Source organism: Microvirga aerophila (genome assembly GCF_003332305.1).
GTDB classification, from domain to species: Bacteria; Pseudomonadota; Alphaproteobacteria; order Rhizobiales; family Beijerinckiaceae; genus Microvirga; species Microvirga aerophila.
The window spans coordinates 1-15,286 of the sequence record NZ_QOIO01000080.1 but is presented as its reverse complement, the minus strand read 5'-3'; the positions used below and the strand labels follow the sequence as shown (position 1 = coordinate 15,286).

Below are 15,286 nucleotides of genomic sequence, written 5' to 3'. Positions count from 1 at the left end.
TGTCGCCGGGCTTGTGGGTGAACCCCATGCCCGGGTCGTCGCGATCCTGCGTCGGCGCAAACATCGTGCCGAGAAAGAGCACGAAACCGTCGGGATATTGATGATTGGGGCCGATCGTCTGCTGCACGAGATCCTCGGGATCGCGACTGATCTTCGTGATGGACGACGAGCCTTCGAGCTTGAACCCGTCAGGGCCTTCGACTGTCAGCGTGACGGTGGTTGCGCGGACATCGTCGAGAGAAAAGCTCTCATCGAAGAAGCGGATGAAAGGCCCGACGGAACAGGACGCGTTGTTATCCTTCGCCTTGGACAGGAGCAATGCCGACCGCCCCTCGAAATCGCGCAGGTTCACGTCGTTGCCGAGAGTTGCGCCAACAATCCGTCCCGCGCCGGTCACGACGACGACCACTTCCGGCTCCGGATTGTTCCAGGTGGATTTCGGGTGGAGCCCTGCATCCATGAAAGTTCCCACGGCCGACAGGGTCGGAGCCTTGGTGAAGACCTCCGCGTCAGGGCCGATGCCCACCTCGAGATATTGACTCCAGGCTCCTTGGGCCATGAGGACCGACTTGAGATCCATTGCCTCCCGCGAGCCTGGCTTCAACCGGCTCAAATCGTCCCCGACGAGGCGGGTCACTTCGGCCCGAATGGCGGCCGCCGCGCCCGCATCGCCCCGCGCACGCTCTTCGATCACCCGCTCGAGCATGGAAACCGCGAAGGTAACGCCGGCCGCCTTGACGACCTGAAGATCGATAGGGGCCAGGAACCAGGGCTTGGACGTATCCCGCCCGTCGGGTGCCGTGTTGGACAAGATGGAGTCGACGGAACCGATATTGTCGCCTTGCGCGCTCTTGACGATCGAGGCCGGATCGTCCGAGGCCGCGAGATCGCTCATGGTGGGGCAGGACGCGGAGATATCCAAGACCCCCTCCTCCCGGATCGCCACGACAGAGGGCCCAATTCCCGGTCGCCACACGCGTCCAGCGAGAGCGCCTCGAAAACTGTCTGCCGGCAGAGTGTCCGCCGCGGTCATTTGAGAAGAAAGGTGGTCCATCATCAATGCTCACATTAATCCCTGGCAAAGCCTGCCTGGGACATCCCCATTGCTCATCCCTGATATAGCGACCAGTGCGGTCCGACGACAGGAAAGAAATGCGGTCAGGCCTGATCTAGATCGGATCCCGCTGTTTTACAGGGCGACAGGGCTAGCAACATGCCCGAAAGCACACGATCGGACCCGTAAGCCCGGATCCGGATACTCTGCGCAAACCCGATCCGTGGAGCGGTGAGGCCGTTCTGAAACATCATCTCGTAAAATCGAGGATGACACCTCGGCTTGACAAAGGGAATGGGGTAGACTTTCATCCTTCATATGGGGACAGCGATCTCCCTACGAGGCGACATGCCCAAGCATCGCATCCGCTCTACAACCATACGGATGCACCATGTCGTCAATCAACACTATCTCCATCGAGAAGCTTTCCCGCTTGATCGGCACGCCCAAGCGCCCGGCCATCATCGACGTTCGCACGGATGTCGATTACGAGACCAACCCGCGCCTCATACCGGGCTCCGTCCGTCGCTCTCATGTGGACGTCACCGCATGGGCTCAGGAGTTCATCGGCCGGAGCGCCATTGTGGTGTGCCACAAGGGTCTCAAGCTCAGCCAAGGCACAGCGGCCTGGCTGCGCCAATTGGGCGTGCCCGCCGACTCCCTCGAAGGCGGCGCGGTGGCTTGGGCGCAGGCCAACATGCCTATGGTACCTGAGGCCAAGCTGCCGTCCCGCAATCCACAGGGCCACACCGTTTGGGTCACGCGCGCACGGCCCAAGATCGACCGCATTGCGTGCCCCTGGCTGATCCGTCGGTTCGTCGATCCCGATGCTGTCTTCCTGTTCGTCGCGGCATCCGAGGTTGAGGGAGTTGCGTCTCACTTTGGCGCAACGCCGTTCGACGTGGAGGGCGAGGGAATATTTTGGAGTCACAGGGGTGAGCTTTGCACGTTCGACGTGATGGTCGAAGAGTTCGGATTGGGATCCGAGGCGCTCAGGCGGCTCGCGTTGATCGTGAGAGGCGCCGATACGGCGCGGCTCGACCTTGCCCCCGAGGCTCCCGGCCTCCTTGCAGCTTCCCTTGGTCTTTCGCGCATGTATTCGGATGACCTCGATCAGCTCGAAGCTGGACTTGGACTTTATGATGCATTCTATCGTTGGTGTCGAGATGCGACCAACGAAACGCACAACTGGCCCTCGAAGAAGACCGGAGCCTGAAATGACCCTCGCGCCAACATCAAGCAAGCCCGCCGGCAAGGAGACATTGGACGCGCATCAGGTGACCATGGGCGAAGCCTTCAAAGTCTGGCTGCGCGTGGCGGCGCTGAGCTTCGGCGGGCCTGCGGGGCAGATCGCCGTGATGCACCGGATCCTCGTGGAGGAGAAGCGCTGGGTCTCGGAGAGCCGTTTCCTGCACGCGTTGAACTACTGCATGCTTCTGCCGGGGCCAGAGGCCCAGCAACTGGCCACCTATGTCGGGTGGCTCATGCACCGGACGCCCGGTGGTCTCATGGCAGGCGGATTGTTCATCCTGCCTGGCATAATCGCCATCATGGGCCTCAGCTGGATCTATGCGCTCTATGGCAAGATCGGCTTCGTGGCGGCCCTGTTCTTCGGTCTGAAGGCCGCAGTTCTCGCTATCGTGCTCGATGCGGTCCTGCGCATCGGCAAGCGTGCGCTCAAGAACCGGGTGCTCGTGGGCTTGGCCGCCGCAGCCTTCGTGGCGATCTTTTTCTTGGACGTTCCATTCCCGGTCATCATCCTCACCGCGGGTTTAATCGGCTTTGCCGGAGGAAAAGCGCACCTCGCGCAATTTGAAGTCGGCGGTCACAACGGGAAGCATTCAACCGAAGAACATCTCCTCGGGGACGACATGCCTGCGCATGCACGACCCAGCCTCGGCAGAAGCCTGCGCGTCGCAGCCGTGTGGCTGACCCTATGGCTGGCTCCAGTCGGACTGCTCGTCGCCGTCTTTGGGCAAGCTAATGTTTTCAGTCCGATCGCGATCTTCTTCTCCAAGATGGCGATGGTGACCTTTGGCGGAGCCTATGCGGTTCTGGCCTATGTGGCGCAGCAGGCGGTGGAAACCTACGGCTGGCTCCAGCCTGGCGAGATGCTGGACGGGCTCGGCATGGCCGAGACCACTCCAGGCCCGCTGATCATGGTGCTGCAATTCGTGGGTTTCATGGCGGCGTTTCGCGACTCGGGTGCGCTAAGTCCGTTGGTAGCCGGAACACTCGGCGGCCTTCTCGCCACCTGGGTAACCTTCGCCCCATGCTTCTTGTGGATTTTCCTCGGCGCTCCCTTCATCGAGATCCTGCGCGGCAACAGGGCGCTGGGCGGAGCCTTGTCGGCCATCACGGCTGCCGTCGTCGGAGTGATCCTCAATCTGGCGATCTGGTTCGCCGTGCATACGATCTTCGTGCAAGTGCGGCCGGTGCCTTGGGGACCTGTCGCGTTCGATGCACCGGTTCTGGCAAGCGTCAACCTGTGGGCGCTTCTGCTGTCGCTTGCGGCCATCATTGCGATGTTTCGCTTCAAGATCGGGATGCTGCCAACGCTCGCAGGAACATCTGCCGCGGGGATCGCCCTATACGTGGCCGGTTTCATATCCTGAGCAGATACGGAATTCTTCGAGATCGGGGTGGACATTCGCCCACCCCGATCTTTGTGTTTTAGGTGCTGGTAATCTGCCCGCCGTCAACCCGCAGGATCGAACCGGTCATGAACGAGGCCTTTTCGCTGGCGAGGAAAACCGCCGCTGCTCCGAACTCTTCGATTTCACCGTAACGACCAGCCGGGATACCGGCGCGCGCCGCAGCCGCCACGTCCTCGACGGAACGGCCGGTTCTTTCCGCATTGGCGGCATCCAACTGCTTCAGGCGGTCGGTCGCGATGCGACCGGGCGCGATCGCGTTCACGGTGACGCCCGACGCAGCCACTTCAGCCGCCAGCGTCTTGCCCCAGCCAACGAGCGCCGGACGGATGGCGTTCGAGATGGCGAGGTTCGGGATCGGCTGAATGACACCGGACGAAATCACTGAAATGATGCGCCCGAACTTGCGCTCGATCATGCCGGGCAGAAGAAGGTCGGCGATCCGGACGAGATTGACGAACATCGCCTCGAACGAGTTGCGCCATTGTTCGCTGGCAACCCCTTGCGCCTTGCCAGGCGGTGGGCCGCCGCTGTTGAGCACGAGGATGTCGACGCCGCCGAGCGCATCCACGACGTCCCTGGCGAGGGCCTCGACCTGATCCGCCTTGCCGGTATCGCATATGAACGGCAAGGTGCCGCTTCCGATCTTCTCGGCGGCGGCTTTGGAGCCCTCCATGGTGCGGCTGGCGACAGCCACGCGCGCGCCCTCTTGCGCAAGGCCTTGGGCTATGCCGAAGCCTAAGCCCTTGCTCGCGCCGAGAACGAGTGCGCGCTTTCCTTCCAAACCTGTCTTCATGCCGCGAGGCTCCCCTTTTGCGAGCGCTCGATGCGCTCCATCAGCCAATCGATATCCGCAATCGTTTCAGGACTCAATTTCGGTCCTGGCTTGCGCAGGGTGTCGGACGCGATGATGCCGCGCTTCTTCAACACGTACTTGCGCACCGCTAGCCCGACATTCGGCTGCGTCTCATAGCGAACCAGCGGCAGGTGCCGGTCGAAGAGGTCATGAGCTTCCTGGCGCCGGCCCTGCTTGATCAGGTTGACCACGCCGACAAGCATTTCCGGATAGGCGTAACCGGTCATCGCGCCATCGGCCCCGCGCTCCATCTCGAAGGGCAGGAACAGGCCGCCATTGCCACACATGATCGATACGCGGCGCACCTGGCCCTCGTCGCTGGCGCGGCGAAGGGTGGTGATCTTGTCGAGCCCCGGCCAATCCTCGTGCTTGAGCATGACGCAGGACGGATTCTGATCAATGATCCGCATGATCACCTTCGGGGTCATGACCACATTGGTCGTCAAAGGGTAATCCTGGATCACGAAGGGGACGCCTGTCCCGATGGCTTCAACTGCGTCAGCGTAATAGGACACGATCTGATCATCGGTCTTGAGCGTTGACGGGGGCGCGATCATCACGCCGGCCGCGCCCGCATCCATGGCCTTGGCGGACAAAGCCGACATGGCTGCGAACCCAGCGGCTGACACGCCGACGATGACGGGAACGCGCCCGGCAACCCTGGCAATGACTTGGCGAACGAAGGTGTGCGCCTCCTCGGCGGTCAACTTCGGGGCCTCGCCCATGATCCCAAGGATCGTCAGGCCTGTAGCCCCGGCCTTCAGGTAGGCTTCGACCATCCGGTCGGTAGAGGCCACATCGAGACGGCCATCAGCCTCGAAGGGGGTTGGGCATATGACATAGACGCCGGCGGCAGAACTCGTGAGCAAGATTTCCTCCGAGAGGGAGCTTCGGGTTTATTAGGCGCCCTCCATACACCGACTCAGAGCTATGCGCGATGCTCATCTTAGCCTCAATACGTCAGAGTCGTTCAGTTGCCTCCCGGACACAAGCCGCCTGCCTCGACGGCTCCCTGGCAGTCGAGCAAGCGCATGAAAAGTCACGGGACGGCGAAGGCGCAGGACTTTAGCCGACTTCAAAGGCCAGCCGGCTCCATATTCACTGAAGTGCCCAGGAACGTATTTGGCGAGCTATTTGGCCCTCCCGGATCCGCTTTTCTTGCCTCCGCCAGTCTCCTTGTTGACCGTCGCCCAAGCGCGCCGCTCCGCTTCCTTTTCCGAGACGCCGCGGCTCTCGTAGGATTCCTCGATATGCTCAGCTTGGCGCTTCTGTTTGTCGGTATAGCTCGACTTGTCTCCACGAGGCATGCTGCACTCCTGTCTGCGCGTTTTTCCGAAAACACTCTGGTTTTCAACCGGGTCGGCCGCGGCCCGGTTCCGATCCCTTGATGCGTCAGCCGCTGTTGCGCAGGCCTGCGGCGATCCCGTTGATGGAGAGGTGGATACCCTCGACCACTTGCTCGTCCCTGTCGCCGGCGCGGTGGCGTTTCAGGAGCTCGATCTGCAAGTGGTTCAACGGATCGAGGTAGGGGAAGCGGTTGCGGATGGAGCGGGCCAGCAGGGGATTGCGATCGAGCAGGGATTGCTGCTCGGTGATCGTCAGGAGCTGCCTGATGGAATCCTCCCATTCCCGCCGGATCCGCGGGAAGATAGCGTCACGCAGGTCCTGGTCCTCCACCAGCCGGGCGTAACGGGACGCGATGGCGATGTTGCTCTTGGCCAGAACCATGTCCATGTTCGACAAGAGAGCCTCGAAAAAGGGCCATGCCCGGTACATCTCCCGCAGAAGCGCAATTCCTGTCTCCGGATGCGCCTTGATATAGGCGTTCACGGCCGACCCGAACCCGTACCAGCCGGGCAGCATCAGGCGGCACTGGGCCCACCCGAACACCCAGGGGATCGCCCGCAGGTCCTCGATGCGCCTCGAATTGGTGCGCGAGGCCGGGCGACTGCCGATATTGAGGTTGGCGATTTCGCCGATGACGGTCGATTCCCAGAAATAACGTTCGAAACCATCCGTCTCATAGACGAGGTCGCGATAGGCCCTGTACGCGCTGTTCGACAGCTCCTCCATGGCCTCGAGATATTCCTCGCGCGGCGCGGACTGGCCTGAATGCAGAAGTGAGGCCTCGAGGGTCGCAGCGGCCAGAATTTCGAGATTGCGCCGTCCCAGCTCCGCGTTTGAATATTTGCCCGCGATCACCTCGCCCTGCTCGGTGACACGGATCGCCCCCTGAACCGCGCCGCCCGGCTGTGCCAGGATGGCCTGATAGCTTGGCCCACCTCCGCGACCAACGGAGCCGCCGCGGCCATGAAACAGGCGAAGCGACACCCCATGGCGCTTGAAGACCTCGATGAGCTCGATCTCGGCCTTGTAGAGCTCCCAGCCTGAGGTGAGAAATCCACCGTCCTTGTTGCTGTCCGAGTAGCCCAGCATGACCTCCTGCGCCTGCCCGCGGCTGCGTAGCAGTCGCATGTAGTCCGGCAGCCCGAAGAGCTGATCCATAACCCGGCTGCAGTTGCGCAGGTCCGCGATGGTCTCGAATAGCGGGATGATGTTGACGTTCATCTCCCCGTCCCGAGGACGCAGGAGGCCAGCTTCTTTGAGGAGCAGCGCGACCTCCAGAATATCGGACGGATCGCTCGCCTTGGAAATCACGTAGTTCGGCACTGCAATCCGGCCGTAACGCCGGTGCGATTCAGCGGCCTCATGCACGATCGCGAGTTCGGACGCGGTCTCGGGCGAATAATCCAGGTAGGCGGACGTCAGCGGCCTAGGGGATCGCAGTTCCTCCAGAAGCAGCGCGACACGCCCGTCCTCCGGCAGGGTATCGTAGCCCGTGCCGGGATTTGCTTTTTCGAAGAGTTCGGCGACGACCCTCTCGTGCACGTCGGAGTTCTGGCGCAGATCGATGCTTGCCAGATGGAACCCGAACACATCGACGGCGCGCCGCAGCTTGCGCAGGCGCCCGCGAGACAGGGACGCGGACCCGTTGGACATGAGCGAGCGATGCAGGACCGCCAGATCGCCGGACAATTCCTCGACGCTCGCGTAGGCAGGCGCCTCGCCCACAGCGTGGCGGGCCACTTCCCCATGTCCCAGAGCGGCGGCTGTTGCAGCAAGGCGGGCGTAAATACCTGAAATCGCCCGGCGATATGGCTCGTCCTGCCGGTGCGGGGAGAGATCCGGGGATGTGCTCGCAAGAGCCTGGACTTGCTCGGAAATGCTCACATAGCGACCGTTCAGGGACAGCTCGCTGCCGAGGCAATGGATCTCCTCCAAATAGAAGCCGAGCACGTGCCTGCTCTGGAGCCGCAACGCCTGACGGAGGACATCGGCCGTGACGAACGGATTGCCGTCGCGGTCTCCGCCGATCCAGCTCCCCATGCGCAGGAAGGATGGGAGCTCCAGGGTCCCCCAGACCGGGTCCATGTCCGCAAGCTGATCCTCAAGGGAGGCATAAAATCGAGGCAGCTGCTGGAAGAAGGTGTAGTCGTAATACGAGAGGCCGTTCACGACCTCATCAATGACCTTGAGCCGGTTCCGCCGCAGGATGCTCGTCTGCCAAAGGGTCAAAACCGCCCGGCGCAGGGATTCCTCGGTCGTGGCCTCCTCATCTGGCGTGAGATGCTGCCGGTCGCGCAAGGACAGGATTTGCGAGACCTCCATTTCCCGGTCGATGGTGCTCTTGCGCCGAACCTCGGTCGGGTGAGCGGTCAGAACGGGACAGACGAGCGCCGATGCGAAGAAGGCCTGGAGATCTGCCTGCTTGACCCCCGTCTCGCGGGCGAGCTTGAGCGCCCGGGCCATGGTGCCCTCCCGCGGAGCAGCCGCCGCCATGGCATGGGCTCCCGCCATGGCGTGCGCCCGGGATCGACGGACGTGGTGCTGGTCCTCGGCAATATTGGCCAGATGGGAGAAATAGCTGTAGGCGCGGATGATCTGGTTCGTTCGTCCCCGCGACAAACTGTTCAGGGTCGTCTCGAGCTCCTGGCGCGCGGCGTGGTCCTCATCCCGGTGAAAGCGGATCGAGGTCTGGCGGATGCGCTCCACGATCTCGAAGACCGCCGCCCCCTCCTGCTCCCGGATCGTGTCGCCCAGGATCCGGCCGAGAAGCCGGATGTCGTCACGAAGCGGAAGGTCCTTGGCGGGGGTGACGTCGAGGTTGATGGCGGACATGGGCGGGACCTCGCTACGGGCATTCATGTTGCACCCGCGAATTAACGCCTTTGTCCACCCTCACGGCAAGCGCGATATAGCGCCCTGTGCCAAATTAATGGGCTCCGACCGCCCAGCGTCCGGGCTCCTCGGTTTGCCCGATGAGAGCAAGCCCATAGGCGATGGACTCGAACTGGTCCGCGGAGGTCAGACGCTCCTCGCCGAACCGGTCCACGAAGAGACGCCGGATGGCTGGAACGAAGGACGTCCCCCCTGTCAGGAACACCTTTTCAATGTCGCTGTGCCCGACCCCCGCATCGGCCAAGGCTCGATCCACCGCACCGGCGATGCGAGCGACGTCGCCGGCAATCCAGGTCTCGAAATCGCCGCGGCTGATGTGCGCCTGAATATCGACGCCCTCGCCGGTGAACCGGAACTCCGTCTCGTTCTCTGCCGATAGAGCCACTTTCGCCGAGGAGACCGCCCGATAAAGGGCAAAGCCGAGATCGTACTCGACGATGTCAATGAACTTCTCCAAGGGCTCGGGATCAAGCGCCGTGCGGGCAAGCTCCCGCAACTCTTTAAGATCGCCGCTGCCCTTCATCATGGCGAGGTGATTCCAGCGGGCGAAATTCGCGTAGTAGTGGTTCGGGATCGACAGGACCTTGTCCATGGACCGGTAGGTTCCGCCTTTTCCGAGGCGCGGCGACACCACATGGTCGACGATGCGGTAGTCGAAGGAGTCGCCCGCAATTCCAATGCCCGCATGTCCCAGGGGCTCGGCCCGCAGAGCGCCGCCGTTGCGGGAGAAGCGCATGACGGAGAAATCGCTGGTGCCTCCGCCGAAATCGGCCACCAGTACGGTGGAATCATGCTGCAGCTGGCGCGCATAGAAGAACGCCGCCCCGACGGGCTCGTAGACGTAGCGGGCATGGCCTGCCCCCAGCTTCCCGAAAGCGGCCCTGTAGCGGTTCATGGCCAGGGCCTCGTCCGGATGAGAGCCGGCAAACTGCACCGGTCTGCCGATCACCACGTTGCGGGCGGAAAGGTCCATGCGGCTCCCCCCGTGGTGCGCAAGGGTGCGCAGGAACGTGCTCAGCAGATCCTCGAACCGATACCGCTCCCGGAAGATGCGAGTTTCCTGAAAGGACTGACTTGCCGCGAATGTCTTGAAGGACTGGATGAAGCGGTGCGCCGTCAGCCCCTCGAGGAACTGGTCGATGGCCCAGGGACCGCCCTCGACTTCCGTGCGCAGGCCATTGCCGTGCCGCTCATCCCAGAAGCAGAGCGCCGTCACATAGACCTTCAGGTCGTCACCCCGGTGGTCGAACGTCAGCGCCTCGACGTTTCCCCGTGCGTCCGCGATGGCCACGACGGTGTTGCTGGTTCCGAAATCGATACCGATGGACAGGTCGTGAGAGGCGGCGGACATGGAAAAGCTCGGCGGCAGGGGCTTGCGGGGCCGCACCGTCTATCCTCCCGGTCTCCTTACGCCAAGGAGAATCTGCACCACGCCACCTTCCCCTGCGGCAGGATGCCTCCAGTTGACCGGAGCCTGCGCAGCACCGTAGAAGCCGCGCCTCGGCCCAGTCGGAGAATGACATGCTTTCCATCGGTCAGCGCATCGCGAGTGAATTGAACGTCCAGGAATGGCAGGTGAAGGCAGCCGTCGATCTGCTCGATGGCGGAGCGACCGTGCCGTTTATCGCGCGCTACCGCAAGGAAGTCACCGGCACCCTGGACGACGCGCAGCTGCGCACATTGGAGGAGCGCCTGCGCTACCTCCGCGAGCTGGAGGACCGCCGCAAGACGGTTCTCGACAGCGTCCGCGAGCAGGGCAAGCTCACCGACGAGCTGGCTCTTCAGATCAACACCGCGGACACCAAGGCCCGCCTCGAGGACCTGTATCTGCCCTATAAGCCGAAGCGGCGCACCAAGGCGCAGATCGCCAAGGAAGCCGGTTTGGAGCCCCTGGCCGATCTTCTGCTTGGCGAGCCCATCCGAGACCCGAAGGAGGCAGCCGCCGCCTTCGTGAATGCCGAGAAGGACGTGGCGACCCCGGAGGCCGCTCTTGAAGGCGCTCGCACCATACTGGTCGAGCGCTTCGCCGAGAACGCGGAACTCCTCGGGGCCTTGCGCGAATCATACTGGCAGCGCGGCAGCCTGAAATCGTCCGTGCGCGACGGCAAGAAAACCGATGGGGCGAAATTCTCCGACTATTTCGACTTCTCGGAGCCTCTGACGAAGCTTCCATCCCACCGGATTCTGGCCCTGTTCCGAGGCGAGAAGGAGGAGATCCTTGATCTTCGCATGGAGGAAGACAAGGACAGCACCGAGCCGGGCTATATCAGCGCCTATGAGGGACGGATCGCGATCACGTTCGGCATCGCCGACAAGGGCCGCACGGGAGACCGCTGGCTTCTGGACACGGTCCGCTGGGCGTGGCGCACGAAGCTGAGGTTTTCCACCGAACTCGACATGAAGATGCGTCTCTGGCAGCAGGCGGAAGACGATGCCGTGAAGGTGTTTGCCGGAAACCTGCGCGACCTGCTGCTCGCAGCGCCTGCGGGCGCTCGTCCCACCCTGGGCCTCGATCCCGGCTTCCGCACGGGCGTCAAAGTCGCGGTGGTGGATGCAACCGGCAAGGTCGTTGCGACCGACACCATTTATCCGCATGAGCCGAAGCGTCAGTGGGACGAATCGATTTCGGTGCTGGCGAGGCTCTGCCGTGTCCACAAGGTTGAACTCGTCGCCATCGGCAACGGCACGGCTTCGCGCGAGACCGATAAGCTTGCGGGCGAACTCGTTTCCAAGCACCCGGATCTCAAGCTCACCAAGATCATGGTGTCGGAAGCGGGCGCCTCGGTCTATTCCGCATCAGCCTTCGCCAGCCAGGAGCTTCCCGGCCTCGACGTGTCCCTGCGCGGCGCCGTCTCCATCGCGCGGCGTTTGCAGGATCCGCTTGCGGAGCTTGTGAAAATTGATCCGAAATCCATTGGCGTCGGGCAGTACCAGCATGATCTTGCCGAGCACAAGCTCTCGCGCTCCCTCGACGCGGTGGTCGAAGACTGCGTGAACGCGGTCGGCGTCGATCTCAACACCGCCTCGACTCCCCTGCTCTCACGGGTGTCCGGCCTCGGCGACTGGGTGGCTCAGAACATCGTGACCCACCGGGACGCCAATGGGCCGTTCAAAACCCGCAAGGACCTCAACAAGGTCATGGGTCTGGGGCCGAAGACCTTCGAGCAGGCGGCAGGCTTCCTGAGAATTCCCGGTGGCGACGATCCGCTTGATTCGTCCGGCGTGCACCCGGAGGCCTACCCGGTCGTACGAAGGATTCTCGAAGCGACCAAAAGCGACATCAAGGTCGTCATCGGAAACGGCTCCATCCTGAAGTCCCTTAAGCCCGAGAAGTTCACGGACGAAAAATTCGGCGTGCCGACCGTGAAGGACATCCTGAGCGAGCTGGAAAAGCCCGGTCGCGATCCACGTCCAGAGTTCAAGACGGCGACATTCATGGAAGGCGTCGAAAAGATCGATGATCTGAAGCCTGGTATGATGCTGGAAGGCGTCGTGACCAATGTGGCGGCCTTCGGGGCGTTCGTGGACGTGGGCGTGCATCAGGACGGTCTGGTGCACATCTCTGCCCTGTCGGACACCTTCGTGAAGGATCCGCGCGCTGTCGTGAAACCGGGTGACATCGTCCGCGTCAAGGTGCTCGAGGTGGACAAGGCGCGCAAGCGCATCTCGCTGACCATGCGCATGAGCGATCCAGTCGAGAAGAAGCCCGCAGGACGCGAGGAGAACCGCGCGGCGTTTCAAAAACCCCGCCCCCAGGGCAATGAGAAGCGGCCTTCAGGACAAGGCGCTCAAGCGGCGGGCGGAGGCGCGCTTGCCGATGCGTTACGCAGGGCGGGCGTCGCGAATGCCTCCGAGCGAGACAAGAACCCGCGGCGCTAGTCGCGGGAGAACAATAGGCTCAGGCTTGCCAGGCGGACAGCACCGTCTCGCTGTCGGCGGTTTCGATCTGCTGGCTGAACCGCTTGCTGTAAAGCGACAAGAGGGTGTCATGCCCTTCGTCCGAAGAGCTGCAAAGGCAATCCGCGACGATCACGACGCGATAGCCGTGATCGACAGCCCCGAGGACGGTCGCAAGAACACACACATCCGTCTCGGATCCCGTTACCACGAGGGTGTCGACGCCACGACTGTGCAGTTGTTCCGCGAGTTTGTGGCCGGCGAAGGCTGAATAGACCGGCTTGTCGATCACGGTCGCGGGTGGAACGAACCGGCCGAGAGGCGGCATGAGCTCCAGCATGTTCGGGTCGAGTTGTTCACGGGTCGTCTGACGCCAACGCTCGTAATATTGGCGCCAGGTTCCGGGCATGTCCTCGGGACGTTGAGGCGTGATGAAGCGCGTGAAGATCGTTCGCTCCGGAAAACGTTCGACGACGCGGGCGACATTGGGCAATACGCGCTCCATCCAGGGCGTCGGCCAGGGACCTTCGGTCGAAAAGATCCGCTGCATGTCGATGCAGAGGTGAACGCTGCGCTCGTTCAAGGGGCCGTGCTGTAATCCGGGCATAAACGTTTCCTAATGTCATTGCAGAACGAACATTGGGCCGGCCCGTTCCTGATCCGCCTGCCTCCCTGGCTCAGATGTGAGCTGCCTCAGACACAACGACGTCCTCGCCGCCGGACCATTGAACCTTAGGCAGCGGAAAGCTGATCGTGCAGGAAAGGCCGGAGGGCTGGTAGTCAAGGAGGACTTCGCCGGCCAGCTCGCGGGTCAGGCCCCGCTCGATCAACCAGGAACCGAAGCCCTTGCGGGTGGGCGGGTGGACGGTTGGGCCTCCCTGCTCGCGCCACCGCAAGGTCACCTTTTCGCCGTCTGCCGTTTCGGTTACATCCCAATGGACGTCCACCCGGCCGCTATCGGTGGAGAACGCGCCATACTTCGCTGCGTTGGTCGAGAGTTCATGCAGCGCCATCGCGAGCGGCAGCGCGACCCGGGGCGGAACCTGCAGGCGCGCCCCGCCGATCGCGAAGCGCTCCGTCTGCTCCCGGCGATAGGGCGCCAGGGCTTCCTCGACGATGTCGTGAAGATTGGCCCCCTCCCAGTTTTCCCGGGTCAGCACGTCATGCGTCTTTGACAGGGCAAACAGGCGAGCCTCGAAGGCCTCCTGCGCGACGCCTGGATTCTCAGCCTTGAAGCTCTGCGCCGCGATGGATTGCACCGTCGCCAGAGTGTTCTTCACGCGATGATTGAGTTCGTTGATCAGGAGCCTTTGACGGGCGTCGGAACGCGCTCGTTCGACGGCGGCCCACGTCCGCTCGGCCACATCGCGACACAGTTCGATCTCGCCAGGGGTCCATTGCCGCCGGGCGGCGCTGTGCACGTAGAGGGCAGCGCGAAGCTCTTTCTCCTTGACCAACGGAACCGAAATCGACGCAATGCACTGAAGCGCCTCGTAGGTGGCCACATGGTCCTTCGCCCGTTGATCGCGCAGGGCATCCTCGAAAATGACCGTTCGTCCGGCCCTCAAATCCGCGCAGAGATCGGGCCCAAACGGCGCTAGAGGGTGCTGTCCTGTCGCGTCCGGCATCTCGTCCGCGTGCCAATCCGCCAATGTGCTCAGGATCATGGTGGCGTGGTTGATTTCGCCATACCCGAGGCGGGATACGCCCAGATGGCGGCCGAGCGTCTCGGCCACCGTCATCAGGATTTCGCTTGGCCGGGCCAGGTCGCGGATTTTGTCGCTGAGGCCAAGGAGCACCCTTTCGCGCGCTTCGCTCTCCTTGCTCGCCGTCATGTCCAAGTTGACGATCACCGTCCTCAACGGCTTGCCTGCGCCATCGGGCAGCGATTGCCCACGCATCAACAGCCACCGGATCGACCCGTCCGGTCGCACAACGCGATATTCGGAGGTGCGCGGTTCGAGGGTGCGCAGGAGCTGCCCTAGCTCCTTTTCCATGCGCTCTCGATCCTGCTCATGAATGGCATTGAGCCATGCCCTGAAGAGGTCCGGAGCCCCGGGGTCGAGATCCATGATGGAGAACATCTGGGGCGACCAGGCGATCTTTCCGGCTTGATGATCCCAGTCCCAGACCCCAAGCCCAGCCACGTCCTGGGCGGTCTGCAACCGTTCCTCTCCCTCACGGAGCGCCCGCATGATGTCTTCGCGCTCCATATCGCCGAGATTGAGCTTGGCGGCCATGCTGGTGAAGGCAGCGCCCAAATGACCGATGGGACTGGTTGGATCCGAAATCTCGAACCGGGCCTGCCCGTCCGCCGTTCGGGACGACGATGAAGGCTTGTGACGCACCGATGCCCGCCCCGCCAGCCACGCGGCCACAATGGCAATGCAGCCCAGGAGCGCGAACACGCACATGGAGCAATCGAGGGTCGGCAGCCCTTCCATACGTTAAACCTGAGTGAGAGGGACTTCTCGAATGGCCAATGGCACAGGGTAGCTAGACTCAGGACCTATTAATTTAGATTGAGGTGTGATTCAGAGCCTCCTGTCGAGGAGGCTCCGAATGGGTGATCTGTTTTTGCTCAGT

The 15,286-nt window shown here is 62.7% G+C and carries 10 protein-coding genes and 1 pseudogene; 3 read left to right on the top strand and 8 right to left on the bottom strand.

The annotated features are described in order from the left end of the window. A partial coding sequence (locus DRB19_RS26465; protein ID WP_114188998.1) for a fumarylacetoacetate hydrolase family protein occupies positions 1–1,054 on the bottom strand: 1,054 nt, incomplete at its 3' end. Between the two features lie 391 nt (positions 1,055–1,445). On the opposite strand from DRB19_RS26465, the gene DRB19_RS26455 reads away from it, so the two are divergent. Then, the gene (locus DRB19_RS26455) at positions 1,446–2,270 is read left to right on the top strand and encodes a chromate resistance protein ChrB domain-containing protein (RefSeq protein ID WP_114188995.1); all 825 of its coding nucleotides are present in this window, start codon (positions 1,446–1,448) and stop codon (positions 2,268–2,270) included. 1 nt (position 2,271) lies between these two features. Continuing rightward, the gene (gene chrA, locus DRB19_RS26450) at positions 2,272–3,669 is read left to right on the top strand and encodes a chromate efflux transporter (protein WP_114188994.1); all 1,398 of its coding nucleotides are present in this window, start codon (positions 2,272–2,274) and stop codon (positions 3,667–3,669) included. A 58-nt stretch (positions 3,670–3,727) separates the two neighbouring features. On the opposite strand, the gene DRB19_RS26445 is transcribed toward chrA, so the two are convergent. The 5 genes and pseudogenes from DRB19_RS26445 to DRB19_RS26430 form a co-directional block, all read right to left on the bottom strand. Further along, positions 3,728–4,504 carry an SDR family oxidoreductase gene (locus tag DRB19_RS26445; RefSeq protein ID WP_114188993.1) on the bottom strand — a complete coding sequence of 259 codons (777 nt, stop codon included), beginning with the start codon at positions 4,502–4,504 and terminating at the stop codon, positions 3,728–3,730. Then, positions 4,501–5,436: a dihydrodipicolinate synthase family protein gene (locus tag DRB19_RS26440; RefSeq protein ID WP_114188992.1), complete on the bottom strand. Its 936-nt coding sequence runs from the start codon at positions 5,434–5,436 to the stop codon at positions 4,501–4,503. Before DRB19_RS26440 ends, DRB19_RS26445 begins: the two co-directional genes overlap by 4 nt. A gap of 267 nt (positions 5,437–5,703) precedes the next feature. Further along, positions 5,704–5,871: pseudogene (locus DRB19_RS30635) on the bottom strand (plasmid stabilization protein); the annotation flags it as partial. A gap of 85 nt (positions 5,872–5,956) precedes the next feature. Then, on the bottom strand, positions 5,957–8,743 hold the full coding sequence (ppc, locus tag DRB19_RS26435; protein ID WP_174800003.1) for a phosphoenolpyruvate carboxylase: 2,787 nt from the start codon (positions 8,741–8,743) through the stop codon (positions 5,957–5,959). Between the two features lie 94 nt (positions 8,744–8,837). Beyond that, positions 8,838–10,154, bottom strand: coding sequence for an Hsp70 family protein (locus DRB19_RS26430; RefSeq protein ID WP_114188997.1), 1,317 nt, complete (start codon positions 10,152–10,154; stop codon positions 8,838–8,840). Between the two features lie 170 nt (positions 10,155–10,324). On the opposite strand from DRB19_RS26430, the gene DRB19_RS26425 reads away from it, so the two are divergent. Beyond that, a complete protein-coding gene (locus tag DRB19_RS26425) occupies positions 10,325–12,682 on the top strand; it encodes a Tex family protein (protein WP_114188990.1) in 2,358 nt (785 codons plus the stop codon). A gap of 19 nt (positions 12,683–12,701) precedes the next feature. On the opposite strand, the gene DRB19_RS26420 is transcribed toward DRB19_RS26425, so the two are convergent. Both DRB19_RS26420 and DRB19_RS26415 read right to left on the bottom strand, forming a co-directional pair. Next, positions 12,702–13,307, bottom strand: a complete 606-nt coding sequence (locus DRB19_RS26420) for a cysteine hydrolase family protein (protein ID WP_114188989.1) — start codon at positions 13,305–13,307, stop codon at positions 12,702–12,704. Between the two features lie 70 nt (positions 13,308–13,377). Continuing rightward, positions 13,378–15,144 (bottom strand): sensor histidine kinase, encoded by a 1,767-nt coding sequence (locus tag DRB19_RS26415; RefSeq protein WP_114188988.1) that lies wholly within the window; start codon positions 15,142–15,144, stop codon positions 13,378–13,380. Positions 15,145–15,286: the final 142 nt, after the last annotated feature.

What these genes read in the sequence shown, in the direction of transcription:
- DRB19_RS26425 (WP_114188990.1), top strand. Translation starts at nt 10,325, where the DNA reads ATGCTTTCCATCGGTCAGCGCATCGCGAGTGAATTGAACGTCCAGGAA.
- DRB19_RS26415 (WP_114188988.1), bottom strand. Translation starts at nt 15,144, where the DNA reads ATGGAAGGGCTGCCGACCCTCGATTGCTCCATGTGCGTGTTCGCGCTC.
- ppc (WP_174800003.1), bottom strand. Translation starts at nt 8,743, where the DNA reads ATGTCCGCCATCAACCTCGACGTCACCCCCGCCAAGGACCTTCCGCTT.
- DRB19_RS26455 (WP_114188995.1), top strand. Translation starts at nt 1,446, where the DNA reads ATGTCGTCAATCAACACTATCTCCATCGAGAAGCTTTCCCGCTTGATC.
- DRB19_RS26445 (WP_114188993.1), bottom strand. Translation starts at nt 4,504, where the DNA reads ATGAAGACAGGTTTGGAAGGAAAGCGCGCACTCGTTCTCGGCGCGAGC.
- chrA (WP_114188994.1), top strand. Translation starts at nt 2,272, where the DNA reads ATGACCCTCGCGCCAACATCAAGCAAGCCCGCCGGCAAGGAGACATTG.
- DRB19_RS26430 (WP_114188997.1), bottom strand. Translation starts at nt 10,154, where the DNA reads ATGTCCGCCGCCTCTCACGACCTGTCCATCGGTATCGATTTCGGAACC.
- DRB19_RS26420 (WP_114188989.1), bottom strand. Translation starts at nt 13,307, where the DNA reads ATGCCCGGATTACAGCACGGCCCCTTGAACGAGCGCAGCGTTCACCTC.